This window comes from Mycolicibacterium sichuanense (assembly GCF_033741125.1).
Taxonomy (GTDB): Bacteria; Actinomycetota; Actinomycetes; order Mycobacteriales; family Mycobacteriaceae; genus Mycobacterium.
Window position 1 is genome coordinate 245,746 of sequence record NZ_JAWQPU010000006.1, and the last position, 16,995, is coordinate 262,740.

General features: G+C 69.3%; 16 protein-coding genes. 7 read left to right on the top strand and 9 right to left on the bottom strand.

Annotated elements, in window-relative coordinates:
* Positions 1-32 precede the first annotated feature (32 nt).
* Complete coding sequence (locus tag SBI80_RS19575; RefSeq protein ID WP_318976464.1) at positions 33-1,493, top strand: amidase; 1,461 nt, start codon at positions 33-35, stop codon at positions 1,491-1,493.
* On the opposite strand, the gene SBI80_RS19580 is transcribed toward SBI80_RS19575, so the two are convergent.
* A complete protein-coding gene (locus tag SBI80_RS19580) occupies positions 1,490-3,067 on the bottom strand; it encodes a sensor histidine kinase (RefSeq protein WP_413232753.1) in 1,578 nt (525 codons plus the stop codon). The genes SBI80_RS19575 and SBI80_RS19580 overlap by 4 nt on opposite strands.
* Before the next feature lie 106 nt (positions 3,068-3,173).
* On the opposite strand from SBI80_RS19580, the gene SBI80_RS19585 reads away from it, so the two are divergent.
* The gene (locus SBI80_RS19585; protein WP_318976465.1) at positions 3,174-3,527 is read left to right on the top strand and encodes a response regulator transcription factor; all 354 of its coding nucleotides are present in this window, start codon (positions 3,174-3,176) and stop codon (positions 3,525-3,527) included.
* 6 nt (positions 3,528-3,533) lie between these two features.
* Here SBI80_RS19585 and SBI80_RS19590 read toward each other — a convergent pair whose 3' ends face one another.
* The gene (locus tag SBI80_RS19590; RefSeq protein WP_318976466.1) at positions 3,534-4,187 is read right to left on the bottom strand and encodes a response regulator; all 654 of its coding nucleotides are present in this window, start codon (positions 4,185-4,187) and stop codon (positions 3,534-3,536) included.
* A gap of 101 nt (positions 4,188-4,288) precedes the next feature.
* On the opposite strand from SBI80_RS19590, the gene SBI80_RS19595 reads away from it, so the two are divergent.
* A complete protein-coding gene (locus SBI80_RS19595; RefSeq protein WP_318976467.1) occupies positions 4,289-5,209 on the top strand; it encodes an alpha/beta fold hydrolase in 921 nt (306 codons plus the stop codon).
* A 16-nt stretch (positions 5,210-5,225) separates the two neighbouring features.
* Here the strand turns inward: SBI80_RS19595 and SBI80_RS19600 are convergent, their stop codons facing one another.
* Both SBI80_RS19600 and SBI80_RS19605 read right to left on the bottom strand, forming a co-directional pair.
* The gene (locus SBI80_RS19600; RefSeq protein ID WP_318976468.1) at positions 5,226-6,455 is read right to left on the bottom strand and encodes an alpha/beta hydrolase family protein; all 1,230 of its coding nucleotides are present in this window, start codon (positions 6,453-6,455) and stop codon (positions 5,226-5,228) included.
* 133 nt (positions 6,456-6,588) lie between these two features.
* Positions 6,589-7,872, bottom strand: coding sequence for a competence/damage-inducible protein A (locus SBI80_RS19605; RefSeq protein WP_318976469.1), 1,284 nt, complete (start codon positions 7,870-7,872; stop codon positions 6,589-6,591).
* Positions 7,873-8,024: 152 nt separating this feature from the next.
* Between SBI80_RS19605 and SBI80_RS19610 the strand changes: the two genes are divergently transcribed.
* Positions 8,025-8,660, top strand: a complete 636-nt coding sequence (locus SBI80_RS19610; protein ID WP_318976693.1) for a VTT domain-containing protein — start codon at positions 8,025-8,027, stop codon at positions 8,658-8,660.
* Between the two features lie 3 nt (positions 8,661-8,663).
* Here SBI80_RS19610 and SBI80_RS19615 read toward each other — a convergent pair whose 3' ends face one another.
* Positions 8,664-8,900 (bottom strand): hypothetical protein, encoded by a 237-nt coding sequence (locus SBI80_RS19615; protein WP_318976470.1) that lies wholly within the window; start codon positions 8,898-8,900, stop codon positions 8,664-8,666.
* Positions 8,901-9,014: 114 nt separating this feature from the next.
* Here SBI80_RS19615 and SBI80_RS19620 point away from each other — a divergent pair, with 114 nt between their 5' ends.
* Positions 9,015-10,316 (top strand): glycosyltransferase 87 family protein, encoded by a 1,302-nt coding sequence (locus SBI80_RS19620; RefSeq protein ID WP_318976471.1) that lies wholly within the window; start codon positions 9,015-9,017, stop codon positions 10,314-10,316.
* Here SBI80_RS19620 and SBI80_RS19625 read toward each other — a convergent pair.
* A complete protein-coding gene (locus SBI80_RS19625; protein ID WP_318976472.1) occupies positions 10,202-12,994 on the bottom strand; it encodes a glycoside hydrolase family 2 protein in 2,793 nt (930 codons plus the stop codon). The two genes, SBI80_RS19620 and SBI80_RS19625, sit on opposite strands and share 115 nt — an antisense overlap.
* Before the next feature lie 118 nt (positions 12,995-13,112).
* A complete protein-coding gene (locus SBI80_RS19630; protein ID WP_318976473.1) occupies positions 13,113-13,856 on the bottom strand; it encodes a glucose 1-dehydrogenase in 744 nt (247 codons plus the stop codon).
* A gap of 124 nt (positions 13,857-13,980) precedes the next feature.
* Between SBI80_RS19630 and SBI80_RS19635 the strand changes: the two genes are divergently transcribed.
* A complete protein-coding gene (locus SBI80_RS19635) occupies positions 13,981-15,057 on the top strand; it encodes an NAD(P)H-dependent amine dehydrogenase family protein (protein WP_318976474.1) in 1,077 nt (358 codons plus the stop codon).
* Between the two features lie 11 nt (positions 15,058-15,068).
* Here the strand turns inward: SBI80_RS19635 and SBI80_RS19640 are convergent, their stop codons facing one another.
* Positions 15,069-15,503, bottom strand: a complete 435-nt coding sequence (locus tag SBI80_RS19640; protein WP_318976475.1) for an ATP-binding protein — start codon at positions 15,501-15,503, stop codon at positions 15,069-15,071.
* A gap of 54 nt (positions 15,504-15,557) precedes the next feature.
* A complete protein-coding gene (locus tag SBI80_RS19645) occupies positions 15,558-15,887 on the bottom strand; it encodes an STAS domain-containing protein (RefSeq protein ID WP_318976476.1) in 330 nt (109 codons plus the stop codon).
* A 329-nt stretch (positions 15,888-16,216) separates the two neighbouring features.
* On the opposite strand from SBI80_RS19645, the gene SBI80_RS19650 reads away from it, so the two are divergent.
* On the top strand, positions 16,217-16,987 hold the full coding sequence (locus tag SBI80_RS19650) for an HAD family hydrolase (protein ID WP_318976477.1): 771 nt from the start codon (positions 16,217-16,219) through the stop codon (positions 16,985-16,987).
* Positions 16,988-16,995: the final 8 nt, after the last annotated feature.

A 16,995-nucleotide genomic window follows, 5' to 3' on the forward strand; every position in this document is an offset into this window, starting at 1 on the left:
GAACGCGGGGACAGCCCGGAGGATCCGACCCAATGAACACCCAACAGGCGCGCGCGCTGGCTTCCGTAGATGCCCTCGGTCAGGCTCGACTCGTCGCGTCAGGTGACCTGTCGGCCGTCGAACTCCTCGACGCCGCCATCACCCGACTCGACGCGGCTCGCCAGCTCAACGCGGTCGTCACCGACCTCTTCGAACGCGGCCGCGACCAGGCCAGGGCCCTAGACGACTCCGGCGCACTGCGCGCCGGTGGGGCCGGCCCGCTGGCCGGGGTCCCCTTCCTGCTCAAGGATCTCGGGGCATCGCTGGCGGGGACGCCGGAGGCGATGGGTTCCCGCGCCCTGCGCGGTTACGTCACCTCGGAGTCGGCGTGGACCGTCGACCGGTACCTCGAGGCCGGCTTGGTGGTCTTCGGCAAGACCAACACCCCGGAGTGGGGCAACCACTGCACCACCGAGCCACTGCTGTTCGGCCCGACGGCCAATCCGTGGGGGCCGGACGTCACGCCGGGTGGGTCCAGCGGCGGGTCGGCCGCGGCCGTCGCCGCCGGCGTGGTGCCCGCAGCATCCGGCGGGGACGGCACGGGTTCCATCAGGGTGCCCGCGTCGTGCTGCGGACTGGTCGGGCTCAAGCCGCGGCGCGGCCGCAGCTCGTTCGCCCCGGACGGCGGTCAGGACATGGAGGGCCTTGTCAACGGACACGCCCTGACCAGGACGGTGCGCGACAGTGCCGCGCTGCTCGACGTCATCAGTGGTACTGCGACCGGGGACCCGTACACCGTGCCCGTCCCCGATCCGCCGTTCCTGGCCGCGATCGCCGAGCCCCCCGCCCCGACGCGGATCCTCACCACCACGGACTCTCCGTTCGCGGGCCCAGCGACCGATCCCGAGGTCGTCGCGGCGGTGGAGTCGGTGGCGCACGTCCTGGCCGACCTTGGTCATCGCATCGAGGCGGGCGCCCCCACCTTCGATCCCGATGCCGTCGCCGACGCGATCGCGGTGCTGCACACCGTCAGCAATGCGCAACTGCATGCGTTCGGCAAGCAGGTCCTCGGGCGGGAGCCCACGGAGGACGACTTCGAGCCCAGCAGCTGGGTGATGATGCGCGAGGGCTTCACCACCACCGGCGTCGCCTACGCCGAGGCCATCGGCGCCGTGCACGCCCAGACCCGGCGGTTCGCCGCAGGCATGGCCGGCCACGACGTGCTGCTGGTGCCGACGCTGCTGACTCCCCCGCCGCCGTACGGGTTGCTGAACCAGCAGCGCGGCACCACCCGCGCCTTCTTCGACGTCGAGTTCGCGACGACGGGCTGGACGACGATGGCCAACGTCACCGGCTGGGCCGCGATCTCGCTTCCGTTGGGCGTGACCTCGACGGGGCTGCCAATCGGGGTGCAGCTGATGGCCCCCGACGAGTTGGTGCTACTGCAGCTGGCCGCCCAACTCGAGGAGGCGATGCCCTGGGCGGACCGGTTGCCGCCGGGCTGGATCGGCTAGCTGCCGGCATCCTTCACGCCCGGGATGCGCGCGGTCAGCGTGGTGCCCACACCGACCGGGCTGCTGATGTCGAGCTGCCCGGACACCGCCTCGACACGGTCCCGCAGCCCGATGAGCCCGGAGCCGCCGCCGTTCGACGTGGCACCGCCGATCCCGTCGTCGGCGACCTCGATGTGCAGCTCGTCGGCGCTCTGACCGACCCGGATGGTGACGCTCTCGGCCTCGGAGTACTTGGCGGCGTTGGTGAGCGCCTCGGCGACGACGTAGTAGGCCGCGACCTCGATCGGCTCGGGAAGCCGCCCCTCGACGTCGACCTCGATGCCGACCGGGATGGTGGAGCGCCGGGCCAGCGCCCGCAGGGCCGGGCCGAGGCCGCCCTTGGACAGGATCGCCGGGTGGATGCCGCGCGAAAGCTCCTGGAGGTTGGCGTACAGCTCCGCCAGACCGTTGATCACGTTGTCGAGCTGCTGGCGAACCACCTGATCCTCGACGGGTACCGAGGCCTCCACGGTGCGCAGCCCCAGCCCGAGCGCGACGATGCGCTGCTGGGCGCCGTCGTGCAGGTCGCGTTCGAAGCGCCGCCTTGCCTGATCACCGGCGGCCACGACGCGCGCCCGCGACGCTTGGAGCTCGGCCCTGGTCTCGGCGTTGGCGATCGCGGTCGCGACCAGGTCGGCGAAGTCGCAGATCCGTTCCTCGGCCTGCGGCGACATGGGCTCGGCCTCGACCGAGCCGACGATCAGGGCACCCCGGGTCTCGTCGTCGATGGTGATCGGCGCACCGACACCCGAGTGCAGCCCGAGTCCGCGCAGCCGGCCGGCGAGGGCACCCTCCAGACCCTCGTAGTCGTCGATCCGGGCCACCCGTCCCGTCCGGCGGATCCTGGCGGCGACGCTGTCACCCACCAGCGAAAGCTGCTCGCCCACCGGGAGGGTCTCGCGACCGGGCCGGTCGTGGGCGGCGAGCACCGTGCACGACGCGCCGTCGTCGAACCTGACCAGCGTGACGTGTTCGACGTCGAGGCCGCGAGCCAGCTCCGTGACCGTGACGGGATACACGTCAGCCGGGTCGGCACCCCTGGCCACCAGGGTGGCCACCCGGCGCAACGCACTCTGCTGCCGGGCCAGCGCGGCGGCTTCCCTGCCACGCTGCTCGGCCTCGGCGGTCCGCAGCCGCGCCTGCCCGGCGAGCACGTTGGCCAGCAACGCCAGCGGCAAGAAGATGAACAGCCCGGCCGCCACGCCATCGAGGTGGAAGTAGAGGTACACCAGTGTGCTGGCCAGCGACGTGGCGATCGCCAGGCCGATGCTCCAGCCCGCCGACACCACCAGCACGCCGAGCAGGAAGATGGCTCCGAAGGCGTTCTCGGGGGCGACGCGCCCCAGCCACAGCACGAGCAGGATCTCGGCGGCGATGAAGCCGACGGCGACGACGATCCCCCAGCCCAGCGGCCGGGCGGTCGGTCTGAGCACCATGGCCAGCATCCGCGTGCGCAACTTCTGCGCGAACGTGGTCGGCGGGCTGTCGTCGGTCGTCGTCGACGTCCGCAGTGGCCTCGGCAGGGACTTGGTCATCGCACCGGAATGCTAGTGGCTTGACAGGGAACATTCCGGCTAGCAGCAATGCCCGACCCGTGCGCGGCTGACAACCTGGTCTCATGAGGTATTCCAGAGGTGTCCCGTGCGGTGTCTGATCGTCGATGACAGTGCCGACTTCCGCGATGCCGCGACGCACATGCTGGAGCGCGCTGGGATCGACGTGGTCGGGGTGGCGTGCACGGCGCAGGAGGCGCTGACCCGCTATGCCGATCTTCGCCCCGACGTCACCCTGGTCGACGTCGAGCTCAACGGCGAGAGCGGCTTCGACGTGGTAGAGCAGCTGCACGCGGCCGACACGCCCGCGCCATCGACGATCCTGATCTCGACGCACTCCGAACAGGACTACGCGGAGATGATCGCGGCGAGCCCGGCGCTGGGGTTCCTGGCGAAGTTCGCGCTCTCGGCGGCGGCGATCAGGACCATGCTCGGGCGCTGAGCGCGATCAGAGCGAGTCGAGGTACATGATCACCGCGCGGACGCGGCGGTGCTCGTCATGGGTCTCCGGCAGGTTCAGCTTCGTCAGGATGCTGCGCACGTGCTTCTCCACGGTGCCCTCGGTCACCCAGATGCGGCCGGCGATCCCCGAGTTCGACAGGCCCTCGGCCATCAGCGTCAGCACCTCGCGCTCCCGCGCGCTCAGCGCCGCCAGCGGATCGTCACGACGCCGCGCGGACACCAGCTCCTGCACCAGCGCCGGATCGACGACCGACGCGCCCCCGGCGATGCGGCCCGCGGTCTCGACGAAGTCGGCGACGTTGGTGATGCGGCTCTTGAGCAGATAGCCGATCGAGTGGCCGCCGGCGAGTAGCTCCATCGCATGCTCGACGTCGACGTGGGCCGAGAGCACCAGGATCGCGATATCGGGCCACTGCTCCCTGATGGTCTTGGCCGCGTCGAGGCCCTCGGTGTCGTGCGACGGCGGCATCCGGATGTCGGTCAGCACCAGTGCCGGCTGGCGCTCGCGCACCATGTCGAGCAGTTCGACCGCGTTGCCGGCCTGGCCGACCACGTCGAATCCGGACCGGTCGAGGAGGCTGGCGAGTCCTTCGCGCAGCAGGACGTCGTCATCGGCGACGACCACTCGGACGGTATTCATCGCGAGGATTGTTGCATCCGCGGTGTGCTGGCGCCGAGCAGCAGCACCGCAGGGCCCCGAAGCCGGGCGTCCTGGCGAACCTGGCGTGGCACACTCCGAGGATGGTCATGCCCATCGAACGTCCCAAGCTGGAGGGCAACGTCGCCGTCGGGGACGACCGGCAGATCGGCTTCGCCGAATTCGGTACGCCGCAGGGCCGTCCGGTCTTCTGGCTGCATGGCACCCCCGGTGCCCGCCGACAGATTCCGGTCGAGGCGCGGGCCTACGCCGAGAAGAACGACATCCGGCTCATCGGCGTCGACCGGCCGGGTATCGGGTCATCCACGCCGCACCAGTACCCCAACGTGCTGGCGTTCGCCCACGACCTGCGCACCATCGCCGACGTGCTCGGCATCGACGCCATGTCGGTCATCGGGCTCTCCGGTGGCGGACCGTATGCATTGGCGTGTGCCGCGGCCATGCCCGACCGCGTGGTCGCGGCCGGCGTGCTTGGCGGTGTCGCCCCGACGATCGGGCCTGACGCGATCCGTGGCGGCGCGATGGCGGTGGGGTCCGCGGTGGCCCCGTTCATGCCGGTGATCGGACTGCCGCTGCGGATGGCGGCCGTCAGCCTGATCCGGGTGGTCAAACCGCTCGCCTCGCCGGCGATCGACGTCTACGGCCGCATCTCCCCCGAGGGGGACCGGCGGCTGCTGGCACGCCCCGAGTTCAAGGCGATGTTCCTCGACGACCTGCTCAACGGCAGCCGCAAGCAGATGTCCGCACCCTTCGCCGACGTCGTCGTCTTCGCGAGGGATTGGGGATTCCCGCTCGACCAGGTGAAGGTGCCCGTTCGGTGGTGGCACGGCGACCGGGACCACATCATCCCGTTCGCCCACGGGCAGCATGTCGTGGCGCACCTACCCGACGCCGAGCTGTACGCGTTGCCGGGCGAGAGCCACCTCGCCGGGCTCGGTTACGCCCAGGAGATCCTGGCGACCCTGATGGCGCTGTGGGATCGCCAGGCGCCCAGCCGCCCGTGACGACCCGAGCTGGGGACTACTGCTCGCCGGCCGGCACCTGCGCGCGTCCGAGGATGCGGTCGATCCAGTCGAAGGCGTAGCCCTCGAACAGGGTGCTTCCCAGACCCTCGCAGTGCCCGCCGCCCCCCTCGGCCTCGCTGAACGTCGTCAGGCGCCGCTCGCACGTCAGCTGCTCGAACAGCAGCTCCCCCTGGGCGGCGAAGTCGCCCTCGCCCTCGGTGAGCAGCGTCGGGCAGCGGATGTCGGCGGCGACGCCCTCCAACGTGAAGGACAGTTGCTTGCGGAGCAGGTCGCCGACCGTCGTGGTGCCCATCGCGGCCATCCGCGCGCCGTACCACTCGACATTGCGCGGGCCGCTGAGCACCTTCTGCAGCTCGGCGTCCAGGTCGGCATCGACGGCAAGCAGTCGGGAGAGGAACGCGTCGGGATCGTCGTAACCGAGCGTCTTCGCGAAATTCCCGATGCGGGAGGCGAAGTCGTACTGACCGGGATCGGCGACGAGAGCGGCCACCCGCGACTCGAACGCGGCCGCGCGGGGGCCCAGGTACCCGCCGAACGACCGGCCCATCACGATCACGGCGTGCGGGTGGACGCCGTCCTGTTCCAGCAGCCACTCGAAGGCTCCGGCGAAGGGCTCCTCGAAGTCGGGCCGGAACGGGCGCCGGTGCTCGTAGAGCGTGCCGCCCTGACCGGGGCCCTCGAAGACGAAGAAGTTGTACCCCCGCGGCAGCGCCATGTACCCGGTGGCGACGTAACCCGCCTCGGCGGTCGAGTCCATGCCGCAGGGCGCCATGATCGTCGGCCGGGGGGTGTCGGCGTCGGCGGGACGGAACAGGTACCCGGTCATCGCCACGCCGTCGTACGGAATCTCCGTCGTCAGCACCTGGCAGTCCATCAGCGGCAACGCCGCCCGGAACGTCTCGCGGTGCCGACGCCAGGCGTGCTGCAGCCGTTCGTCGTCGAGGTCGTGGCGCAGGAAGAAGAACGACTGCCGCCAGTACTCCGAGGCCCGAAGGAAGGCCTTGCGTGCGGTCACCTCGTGGCCACCCCGCAGCGCGTCCTCGGCCAGGGTTTGCGCGGCCTTCGCGGTGGCCGACCACTCGGCGTACCAGGAGTCGTAGTCACCCTCGGTCACGCGGGCCGCGGTGGTGAAGACCTCGCCGAGATCGGCGGCCTCCGCGGCGACCGCGATCACCGTCCGGCTCAGCTGTGCGTCCATCTCCGGATCGTCGAGCAAGATCTTCACGAGTCGCCCGCCCCGGTCGGACCTCGTCGGTCAAGAGTCCTCGTGTCGGCCAGAATCCTCGGCTCCTTTCAGCGGGGGCGGCGGCGATACTCGCGGAAGCCTAGCGCCGGTCCCGTGGACGGTGTCGGACCGCTCATTCGGTGTCGGGCGGGCTCAGGATCCGCCGCAACAGGTGCATCGCCACGGTCGTGGACCGTTCGCGAACGTCGGATCTGTTGCCGGGCAACAGCAGCGTGCGGGTCAGCGTCGGACCCCCCGCGAGCTGGACGCTGAAGCACACGGTGCCGACCGGCTTGTCCGGCGTTGCGCCGCCGGGGCCGGCGATGCCGGTGGTGGCCACCGCGGTATCGGCACCGAAGCGCCGCAACGCGCCCGCGGCCATGGCCTCCGCCACGGGCTCGGACACCGCGCCGTATTCGGCCAGCAGCTTCGGGTCCACCCCGAGTAGCTCCACCTTGGCTTCGTTCGAGTAGCTGACGACGCCGCCCGCAACGTAGGCCGACGAACCGGCACGGTCGGTGAGCCGCGCCGCGACCATGCCGGCCGTGCACGACTCGGCCGTCGCGATGGTGCGGCCCGCCAGCAGTCGGGCCACCTGATCGTCGACGAGCGACCCGTCCTCGGAGAAGATCTCCTGCCGATGGTGCGCGCGCAGCAGCGCGACCAGGTCGTCGTAGACCGGTGCGGCGGCGGGCTCGTAGCGGGTCACGATCTCGAGCTCGCCGCGACGCAGACAGGTGGTGATCTCCAGGCGGTCGAAGTCCGTGATGCCCGTCTCGCCCTCGCGCAGGGTCTCCGCGAGCGCGGACTCCGGCAGCCCGAACATCCGGATGGTGGACTGCCTGTACTCGGTGCGCCCGGCGATCGCCCGCTGAACGCCCTCGGTACGCACGGCCTGGTCCCACATGGGCTGCAACTCCCGCGGTGGGCCTGGGAGCACCACGATCGTCGGCTTGCCCGCGACGACGACCCCCGGTGCGGTGCCGACGGGAGTCAGGATCTCGGCACCCACCGGGACCATGGCCTGCTTGCGATTGGCCGCCATCACGGCGTCGAAGTCGACCGCGCCCGCGGGCTGCGCGCGGCTCATCAGCCGCTTGAGGATGTCGGCGATCGTGGCCTCCAACGCGGCGTCGAGCACCAGGTCCCGTTCGCAGAACTGCGCGACGGTCGCGACCGTCACGTCGTCGGCCGTGGGACCGAGCCCGCCGCTGGTGACGATCAGATCCACGCCCTCGTCGGCCAGGAACCGCAGCTGGGCCGCGATGTCGGACGGCCGGTCCCCGCAGATCGTGACGTGGGCCAGCTCGACGCCCAGTTCCAGCAGCCGGTCGGCCAGGTAGGGACCGTTGCGGTCCTGGACGCGACCGGTGAGGACCTCTGTTCCGGTGACGACGATGCCCGCGCGTGCGCTCACGACAACGACACTACGACCCTTACTACGACCCTTGACCAATCGGAGGTGTCCGGGGCGGACGGCCGGATGTCGGGTGTCGTTTGCCCTATCGCCATGTCCAGCGATTACGTTCGGCGGCCGTGACGACCGACGTCGTAGCCCTGCCCGCGGTCATGGATCCGATGTTCTGGCTAGGCCACGACGGTCCGTTCGGTGCGGCGGTACTGCCCGGCGTCATGCTGATGGTGTTCCTCGAGACGGGGCTGCTGATCCCGTTCCTGCCCGGCGACACCCTGCTGTTCAGCGCGGGGCTGCTAGCCGCCCAGGACGGCGCGCCGGTCGGTATCTGGATCCTGGCACCGTGCGCGGCGGGTGCCGCGGTGGCGGGCGGGCAGGTGGGCTACCTGATTGGCTGGCGGGTGGGGTCCGAGCTGTTCAAGAAGGAGGACGCGCGGTTCTTCAAGAAGCGCTATCTGGCGTCGTCACACGAGTTCTTCGCCAGGCACGGCCGCAAGACGATCGTGATCGGGCACTTCGTGGGGGTCGTGCGCACGTTCATGCCCGTCGTCGCCGGGGCCTCGGGGATGCGCTACCACACGTTCCTGGCCTACGACGTGGCCGGCGCGCTGGCCTGGGGCGTCGGGCTCACGGTGCTCGGGTTCCAGCTCGGGAACGTGCCGTTCGTCGGCACCCACCTGGAATTGATGGTGCTCTTCATCGCCGTGCTTTCCACCGTGCCGGTGGCGGCGTCGGCGTGCCGGGCGGTGCTGTCGGGTCGGCGGCGCGCCGAGGCAGGCCGGCCGGAATGACGGCTACCTGGCCAGCCATCCCTTGACGGTGGCCAGATCCCGCGAGTACGTCTCCAGACCGTCGTCCTGGTAGCGCGATCCCCCGCTGATGGCGTCATCGCCACGCCAGATGACCCGGACCCGGGTTTGTCCGCGCAGGTAGATGTCCACCCGCTCGTCCACCCGGCGGTCCCAACCCGCCGCGGCAGTGATCTCGGCGAGCTCGGATCGAAGGTTGGTCGCCTCGTCGTCTCGGGTCATCGCTGTCTCCTCCTGGGAACGGCCCATGGCCACATCCTCCCGGTTGGCGTCGACCCGCGTGCGGGCACCCCGGCTTTCAGGAACCGTCCAGCCTGCCTCCGTAGTTTCGCGGGGATGTCCATTGCCAAGAGGGACCAACGGGCGAACGCCTGGGTGCGCACGTTCGGCCCGGTCATCCTGCTGGTCGCGGTGGTGGCCTACGTCGCCATGTACCTGCGGTGGCCCAGCCTGGCCGGCCAGGTAGACCTGCTTGTCTACCGATTCGGGGCGTCGCGCGTGCTGGCCGGGCAGGATCTCTATTCCCTCGGCCTGACGGGAAACCCGCGCACGCTGCTGTTCGACTACACCCCCTTCGCCGCGCTGTGCTCGCTGCCGTTGACATGGGTGAGCTCGTCGACCGTGCAGGTGCTGGGACTAATCGTGAACGTGGGCCTGATGGCCTATGTCGTGCGTCGCACCCTGGTTCGGCTTGGCATGTCCGCCGCCGGTGGGCTATGGGGGCTTGGCGCGTTGCTGATGGCGATGACCTGCTGGCTGGAGCCGGTGCGGTTGTCGCTGCAACTCGGCCAGGTCAACCTCGTCATCCTCGCCGTGGTCGTGGCCGACGTGCTCGGCTCGGACGGGCGCAGATGGGCCGGCGTCGGGATCGGTGTCGTAGCCGGCATCAAGCTGGTGCCCGCGCTGTTCATCGTCTACCTGGTGCTCACCGGACGGCGGCGTGCCGCGATCGTGGCGTCGGCGACGCTGGCCGCCACCGTCGCCCTCGGATGGCTGGTGTTGCCCCGGGATTCGACCTACTTCTGGCTGCGGGGCGGGTTCGACGACGTCTCCCGCATCACCAGCGACCCGGTGGCCAACACCAGTTTGACGGGGTTGTTCGTCCGGCTGCACGTCAGCGGTCTGCCCGTCACCGCCGCCACCGCCGTGGTGGCGGCGGTGGGACTGGCGGTCGCGGTCCTGGCGTGGCGGCGGCGCCAGGCAGTGCTCGGCGTTGCGATCGTCGGGATGACGTCGGCTGCGGCGTCACCGTTCAGCTGGAGCCACCACTGGGTGTGGTTCGTCCCGCTGCTGGTCCACCTCGGACATCGCGCCTACGTCTCGGGCGGCCGCTGGTCGATGGCGGCGCTGTGGACGGGCGCGGTGCTGTTCGCGGGGTGGGTCGTTGCCACGACCGGAGACACGCCGGAGACGGGTCTGCTGTCCTTGCGCGAGGGCGGGACCTGGAACGTCGCAATTCCGGCCGCCTATCTGGTCGCGTTCGCCGGCGTGCTGGCCGGTACCGCGTGGTGGCTGACCCGGACCTACGACACCGGCACCACCACGGGTGAGCCGTTGTATCCCGTGACGCGCACCCAGCCCGCGGTCAGCGACCCGCTGGGCGCCGACGCCCGCACCTCGACCGTCTCCCCGGGATAGACCGTCACGTAGTTGTCGTCGTACTCGATGGGCAGGACTTCGTCCCCGTCCTGGGTCGCGGTGACCTCGGCGCGCGCGAAGAACGCGATCTGCCGGGTCGGGTTGTGCAGCTGGATGCGCACCGAGCCCTCGTCAGCGCCGTCACCATCCGCACCGTCGGTCACCCGCCTCGCCGACACCTCCAGCCCGACCTTCGGCATGGTGTTCAGCGGGGTCATGTCCGCCCAGCTGGCCTGCTTGAGGTCGAAGGCGAAGTCGACGTCCGGATCGCCGACGTCGTCGTTGCGCTGGGATTGCCAGTAGGTGTTCTCGTCGACGACCTTGCCCGTCGCGTCGAGCACTTCGCAACGGACGAAGAACACCCGGGAGTCCCGGGCCTCCCTCGGTAGGACGAGCGCCGGCGCGGTGCCACCGGAGGGTACGTCCAGCGGCGCGCTCGTCCTATCGTCGCGCAGCCGGCCCGTCAGGTCGTACACCCGCACCCTGACCCGCGCATCCCCGACCTCGGCCGGCGTCTGGTTCACCAGCGTCACATTGGCCTGGGAGTGGTCCCCGGTCGCGTAGGAGTCGAACACCGCCGACAGCGGCCGCAGCCCCGCCTTGGCGCCGTAGTACGCACCACCGGGCCGCAGGTAGTAGTCGAAGATGTTGCCGAAGAACGACGGCCAGTGACTGTCGAGCATCCAGTAGATCGTCATCTTGTGCCCCGCCCACCCGAGCGCGGCGAACGACTCGAACTGCGCACGGGTCGACTCGTAGTGCGCGAGCTGCGCCTTGCGGGCGAAGTCGTACGCATTGCCCGACGGGCCGTAGCGCCGGTTGATGGCCAGCTGGATGCTGCTCAGCGCCGCGTTGCCGGGGTTGGATCCGGCGTGGAAGTACCAGTAGTCGTTGATCGGCCACAGCTTGTCCGGCGGGATGAACTTCTGCAGCGTCGCGAACGGCGGGATGTGTTCGTTGTCGCCCTGTTCGGCCGACGCACCCCTGGCCGCGCGGTAGCGGCCGCTGAACCAGTACGACGGCGGCCGCCAGGTGTACGGGCCGGCCATCTGGATCCCGTCCCACAGGCGTTGACCGTCCGGGCCGATGGTGTAGGACGACACGGTGTCGACGATGGCGTTCTGCCAGTGCAGGTCTCGCAGGATCTGGTGGTAGTCGTCCATCACCTTCTGCGGGGGCCGGCCGTCGCTGGCGTTGGCCCACACGAACGCCGACGGATGCGAACGCAGCATGGTGATCTGCGATCGCAGACTGTCGCGGGCGACCCGGTTGTCCTCCTCGTCCCACTGGGGCCACTTCTCCCACTGGTTGCAGCACATCCAGCCGACCATCAGCGGGATGCCCAGCTCGTCGGCCTTCTCCGCGAAGCTCTCGTCGGGGATCTTGGACTCCAGCCGCAGCATGTTCAGCCCCAGATCCCGCGCATAGGACAGGATCGCTGCCTGACGGTCGGGGTCGTAGGCGTACAGCAGGTCGGGTGTGTAGGTGGCCCCGCGCACCAGGAAGTCGCGACCGTTGACCTGTAGGTAGAAGTTGCCGCCCGACCCCAGCTCGGGGAAGCGCTCGTCGTCGTCGCGACCCTGGGTGATGGTGCGCACGCCGAACCGCTGGTGCGTCTCGTCGACGGGGTTGCCAAACTGGCGGAACTCCAGGTGCAGGTCGTACATCGCGGGCTCACCCATCGTGTACGGCCACCACAGATCCGGATGCCGAAGGGTGAGCTGTCCGAATTCGTCTGGGAGGAAGCCGACTTCGCGCCGCTCCCCCGGGCCGAGGCTGATCGGTTTCTGGACCTCGACGTCGGGCTTGCCAGACCGGCTGATGGTGGCGCGCAAGACACCCCTGACGCGGGTGTCAGAGGTGTTGCGCACGTCGGTGAAGATCGAGAGCCGAGCGCTGTCGGTGTTGGGCAGCGGCAGCTCGGTGTTCACGGTCGCCGAGGCGATCGCGACGGACCCGGACATCCGCAGCGTGACGGGTTTGAGGATGCCCGCGTTGCGGTCGGCGACGAAGGAATTGCCGTTGCCGGGATTCTTGTTCGGGCCCTGGTAACCCAGATACTTCCAGTTGATCCAGTCGAACCAGCTATCGGCCAGCTCGACGCCGTCGATGTCCTGCAGCGCCCGCTCGGGGGTGACCTTGACCGCCAGGGTGTTGGCCTGGCCGGGTCGGATCCAGGGCGTCACGTCGAGATCGTGGTCGACGTACATGCCGACGATCTGCTTGGCGTCGGCGACCAGGTGGCCGTTGAGCCAGATCTCGGCCCGGTAGTTGATGCCGGGGAAGTTCAGTTGATACAGCGCGCGTCCCGCGGGTGCGTCGAACGTGGTGCGGTACCACCAGTCCTGACGCCATAGATCCTGGGGCACCTCGTCGACCAGGTTCTTGCCGAAGTACAGGTTCGGGTAGGTGCCGTCGTCCTCGAGGGCCTGCAGCACCGTCGACGGCATCCGGCGCACGACGTGCCATGGCCGACCGTCCGACGTGGCGTGGTACCCAGCGACCGAGATCGCCGAACCGTCGGCCGTGACGTCCCTGGCCGACGCCAGCTGCCACCCGTCGCTCAGCTGCACCTCTTGGGCAGCCGGCTGGGGTTTGGCGAATTGAGGCAGGTCGCCCACGACCACGAACAGCAGGGTCAGCAGAACCACGAGGCCCAGGACGGCAGTTCGGCGCATCTTGGGCGCGATGGTGCTACTCCCTCCGGACGTGGGGGTGCGTCACGGCGGGACGCGGTACGAGCCCCTCATTGTGCCCGTCGGCTCGCGCGCGGGCAGAGGGTGCCCGTGCCGGCGGCTAGAAGAGGTCCTTGTGCGGCACGTCGGTCACCAGCCCGCCGTCGACGACGAATTCACTGCCCGTCGCGAACGACGACTCGTCGCTGGCCAGGAACACCACGAAGGTGGCCACCTCGTCGACCTCACCGGGACGGCCCAGCGGGGCGGTGACCATGTCGTCGGGGAAGTGCTTGGTCATCGGCGTCCGGATGAACCCGGGGTGCAGCGAGTTGATTCGGATCTTGTACTTGCCGAGTTCGATCGCCGCCGACTTGGCCAGCCCGCGGACGGCCCACTTGGTGGCCACGTACGGGTGCACCATCGGCGCCCCGCGCAGACCCTCGATCGAGGAGACGTTGATGATCGAGCCACCGCCTGCGGACTTCATCGCCTCGACGCAGGCCTGCATGCCCAGGAAGGTGCCGGTGAGGTTGACGTCGATGACCTTCTGCCACTTCGCCATGTCGAAGCTGCCGATCTTGCCGAGCGCCACGATGCCCGCGTTGTTGACCAGGACGTCGAGCTTGCCGAATTCGGACACCGCGGTGGCGACGGCGGCATCCCACTGCTCGGCCTCGGTGACGTCGAGGTGCACGTAGCGCGCCGATTCACCGATCTCGTCGGCGAGGGTCTTGCCCTCCTCGTCGAGGATGTCGCCGATGACCACCTTGGCACCCTCGGCAACCAGCATCCTGGCATGCGCGGCACCCATTCCCCGTGCCCCGCCGCTGATCAGTGCAACTTTTCCGTCAACCCGTCCCATGACGGCACAGGCTACCGCATGCCATTGGCGACTAGAACCTGTTCCAATTCGGGGTCCGCGCCCGCATACTTCATGCCATCTCGACGGACGTACCGCCCGAGGCGAACCCCCTAGGAGAGACACGATGGCGATTCGCGTGGCGCTCGTCGGCACCGGCAACTGCGGCAGGCATGCGCTGCGTCAACTGATCACCGATGACCGCTTCGAGCTGACCGCGGTCTGGGTCTCCGCGCCGGCCAAGGTCGGCAAGGACGCGGGCGAACTGGCCGGGCTCGGGGTCGTCACCGGCATCGCCGCGACCGACGACCTGGACGCGATCGTGGTCGCCGCGCCCGACTGCGTCGTCTACTGCGCGATGGGCGACGTCCGGTTGCCCGAGGCGATGGCCGACGTCCGCATGTTCCTGGCCGCTGGCATCGACGTGGTCGGCTCGGCGCCAGGAGTGCTGCAATACCCGTGGCAGGTGATCCCCGAGAAGTTCATCGAGCGGGTCGAAGAGGCTGCGCGCGTTGGTGTTTCGAGCGTCTTCATCACCGGGGTCGATCCCGGCTTCGCCACCGACCTGCTCCCCATGGCGCTGGCCGGGACGTGTCAGCGCATCGAGCGGGTACGCACCATGGAGATCGCCGACTACGCCACCTATGACGGCGCCACGGTCATGTTCGACGTGATGGGCTTCGGCAACGCGATGGACGACGTCCCGATCCTGTTCCAACCGGGCGTCCTGAGCATCGCGTGGGGCACCGCGATCCGCCAGCTCGCGGCCGGTCTCGGGATCGAGGTCGACGAGATACGGGATTCGGTCGAACGGGAACCGGCGCCGGAGGACTTCGACGTCGCGGTCGGCACCATCACCAAGGGCACGGTGGCGGCGCTGCGTTTCCAAATCGAGGGTCTGGTCGACGGCGACCCCGTCATCGTGGTGGAGCACGTCACGCGGCTGCGGGGCGACCTACGACCCGATTGGGCGCAGCCCGCGCAAGAGGGCGGTTCGTACCGCGTCGAAATCACCGGCGAACCGTCCTACGCGATGGACGTCTCCCCCACCAGCCGCCACGGCGACCACAACTACGCGGCCATCCTGGCAGCGGCGGGCCGCATCGTGAACGCGATACCGGACGTCGTGGCCGCCGAACCGGGCATCAGGACCACGCTCGACCTGCCACTGAGCACGGGCAGGGGCGTGGTGATTACGAGGTGAAGAGTCTCGGATCAGCGCGGGTGGAGCCCGAGCCAGTCCAAGCGGACCGTGGTGCCGTCGGTGGAGGTCTGGATCGACGCGCGGTCGGCCAGCGCCTTCATCAGCGCGATTCCCCGACCGCGATGGCGGTCACCGGGAGTGGGCGGCGACGTCCGCCACAGCCCGCGGTCGGCGACCGTCACCGACAGCGCCGACTCTTGCGGGTCGTAGGCGGCCAGGACGTCCATGGTGCCCGTGAATCCAGCTGACAGATAAGCGAATTCGGCGATGTTGGCCAACGCCTCGTAGATCGCCAGAACCAGATCACCAGAGCGCCGGGCATCGAGATCCAAGGCGTCCTGCAGCCAACGGGCAAACTCGTCGCGAGTCCGTGCGGCGTTGTGGGGGTCAGCCTTGACGCCGATTCGCTCGAAGCGTTCGGCATTCGCGACGTCGTACTTTGGCATTGACTCGATCATGACATGGTTGGAAGTACCCATCGCACCGAGCGAATATGCGTGTCACGCCGAAAAGGCAGCGAGTGCTTCGTCGAGGGTGGCGTGCATCGGCACGATGTCGGCGATCCCGACGAGCTTCAGCGGCCGGCTGGTGGCGGGACCCTCGGCGACGATGCGGATGGTCACGCCCTCCGGCGCCGCATCGTGGGCCGCCACGAGGACGCCCATGCCTGCCGACGCCAGGAACTCCACGTCGGTGAGGTCCACGACGACGCCCTGGGGCGACTTGGCCAGCGCGCCCTTGATCGCTTCCTCGAGGTCGGGTGCCGTGATCATGTCCACGACGCCCGCCGCGGCGACGACGACGACCTGGTCGATCCATCGTTCGCTCACGTCACATGCCGATCCCGATGCTGCTGGAGTGCCGTCGGTCGATTCCCGTTGTTCGTTCAAGGCCCGTCTTCCGTGTTCAATCGCATCCAAGCAATGCGCCTCGCCGTGATTCTCCTACGCTCAGAGCTCCGGCTGAACCCTGCGCGAAATCGAAGCCGCCGAGGTCGAACCTATCCGATCGGTGCGTCATCCCGTCGCTCAGCCGTGGATTGCGACCTTCGGACGTCATCCACCTGTAACAACGCCCTTGGTCGATGCGGGCAAAGTGGTGTTGGAATGGGATCGTCGGGCGCACGTCGGTGCGCCCCCCAGTTCGCCTCAGGAGCGAGATGACTGCCGATGCGCTGCTGGCGCGCCAGTTCGACGAGATCGCGACGGGCCCGGAGGGCGGGCACGTCGGCGCCTTCTTCGATCTCGACGGCACGCTGGTGTCGGGCTTCACGGCGACGGCGCACGCTGGACACCGGATCCACACCCGGCAGGCCAGCATCGGCGAGGTGCTCGGCGTGCTGGAGGCCTCTCTGCGCTACCGGCTGGGCCGGATGGAGTTTGAGCGCCTGGTCACCAGGGCAGCGGGGTACCTGCGGGGTGACTCGCTGGCCGAACTCGACGAACTGGGTGAATACCTCTTCCGGCGGCACATCGAGACGCGGGTCTTCGCGCAGATGCACGATCTGGTGCGCGCACACCAGCAGCGTGGACACACCGTGGCGCTCAGCTCGTCGGCCCTGACCATTCACGCCGAACCGGTGGCGCGCTTCCTAGGCATCGAGTCGGTGATCTGCAACCACTTCGAGGTCGACGACGCGGGCCGGCTGACCGGGGGGATGGTGCGGCCGATCGTATGGGGTGCGGGCAAGGCCGACGCGGTGGACCGCTTCGCCGTCGACAACGGAATCACGTTGGCGCGCAGCTACTTCTACGCCGACGGTGATGAGGACCTCGCCCTGATGCGGATCATCGGCAATCCGCGCCCGGTCAATCCTCGCTCGGGGCTGGCGGCGGAGGCGCAGCGTCGGGGATGGCCGGTGTTGCACGTGGGTCCGGAACCGACGCGGCGGGGCGCGGCAGCGATGCTGCGCCGTCTCGGCGGCCGCTGACCGCCTTC

What these genes read in the sequence shown, in the direction of transcription:
- SBI80_RS19590 (WP_318976466.1), bottom strand. Translation starts at nt 4,187, where the DNA reads ATGAATACCGTCCGAGTGGTCGTCGCCGATGACGACGTCCTGCTGCGC.
- SBI80_RS19650 (WP_318976477.1), top strand. Translation starts at nt 16,217, where the DNA reads ATGACTGCCGATGCGCTGCTGGCGCGCCAGTTCGACGAGATCGCGACG.
- SBI80_RS19575 (WP_318976464.1), top strand. Translation starts at nt 33, where the DNA reads ATGAACACCCAACAGGCGCGCGCGCTGGCTTCCGTAGATGCCCTCGGT.
- SBI80_RS19580 (WP_413232753.1), bottom strand. Translation starts at nt 3,067, where the DNA reads ATGACCAAGTCCCTGCCGAGGCCACTGCGGACGTCGACGACGACCGAC.
- SBI80_RS19630 (WP_318976473.1), bottom strand. Translation starts at nt 13,856, where the DNA reads ATGGGACGGGTTGACGGAAAAGTTGCACTGATCAGCGGCGGGGCACGG.
- SBI80_RS19615 (WP_318976470.1), bottom strand. Translation starts at nt 8,900, where the DNA reads ATGACCCGAGACGACGAGGCGACCAACCTTCGATCCGAGCTCGCCGAG.
- SBI80_RS19635 (WP_318976474.1), top strand. Translation starts at nt 13,981, where the DNA reads ATGGCGATTCGCGTGGCGCTCGTCGGCACCGGCAACTGCGGCAGGCAT.
- SBI80_RS19625 (WP_318976472.1), bottom strand. Translation starts at nt 12,994, where the DNA reads ATGCGCCGAACTGCCGTCCTGGGCCTCGTGGTTCTGCTGACCCTGCTG.
- SBI80_RS19620 (WP_318976471.1), top strand. Translation starts at nt 9,015, where the DNA reads ATGTCCATTGCCAAGAGGGACCAACGGGCGAACGCCTGGGTGCGCACG.
- SBI80_RS19610 (WP_318976693.1), top strand. Translation starts at nt 8,025, where the DNA reads ATGGATCCGATGTTCTGGCTAGGCCACGACGGTCCGTTCGGTGCGGCG.
- SBI80_RS19595 (WP_318976467.1), top strand. Translation starts at nt 4,289, where the DNA reads ATGGTCATGCCCATCGAACGTCCCAAGCTGGAGGGCAACGTCGCCGTC.
- SBI80_RS19640 (WP_318976475.1), bottom strand. Translation starts at nt 15,503, where the DNA reads ATGCCAAAGTACGACGTCGCGAATGCCGAACGCTTCGAGCGAATCGGC.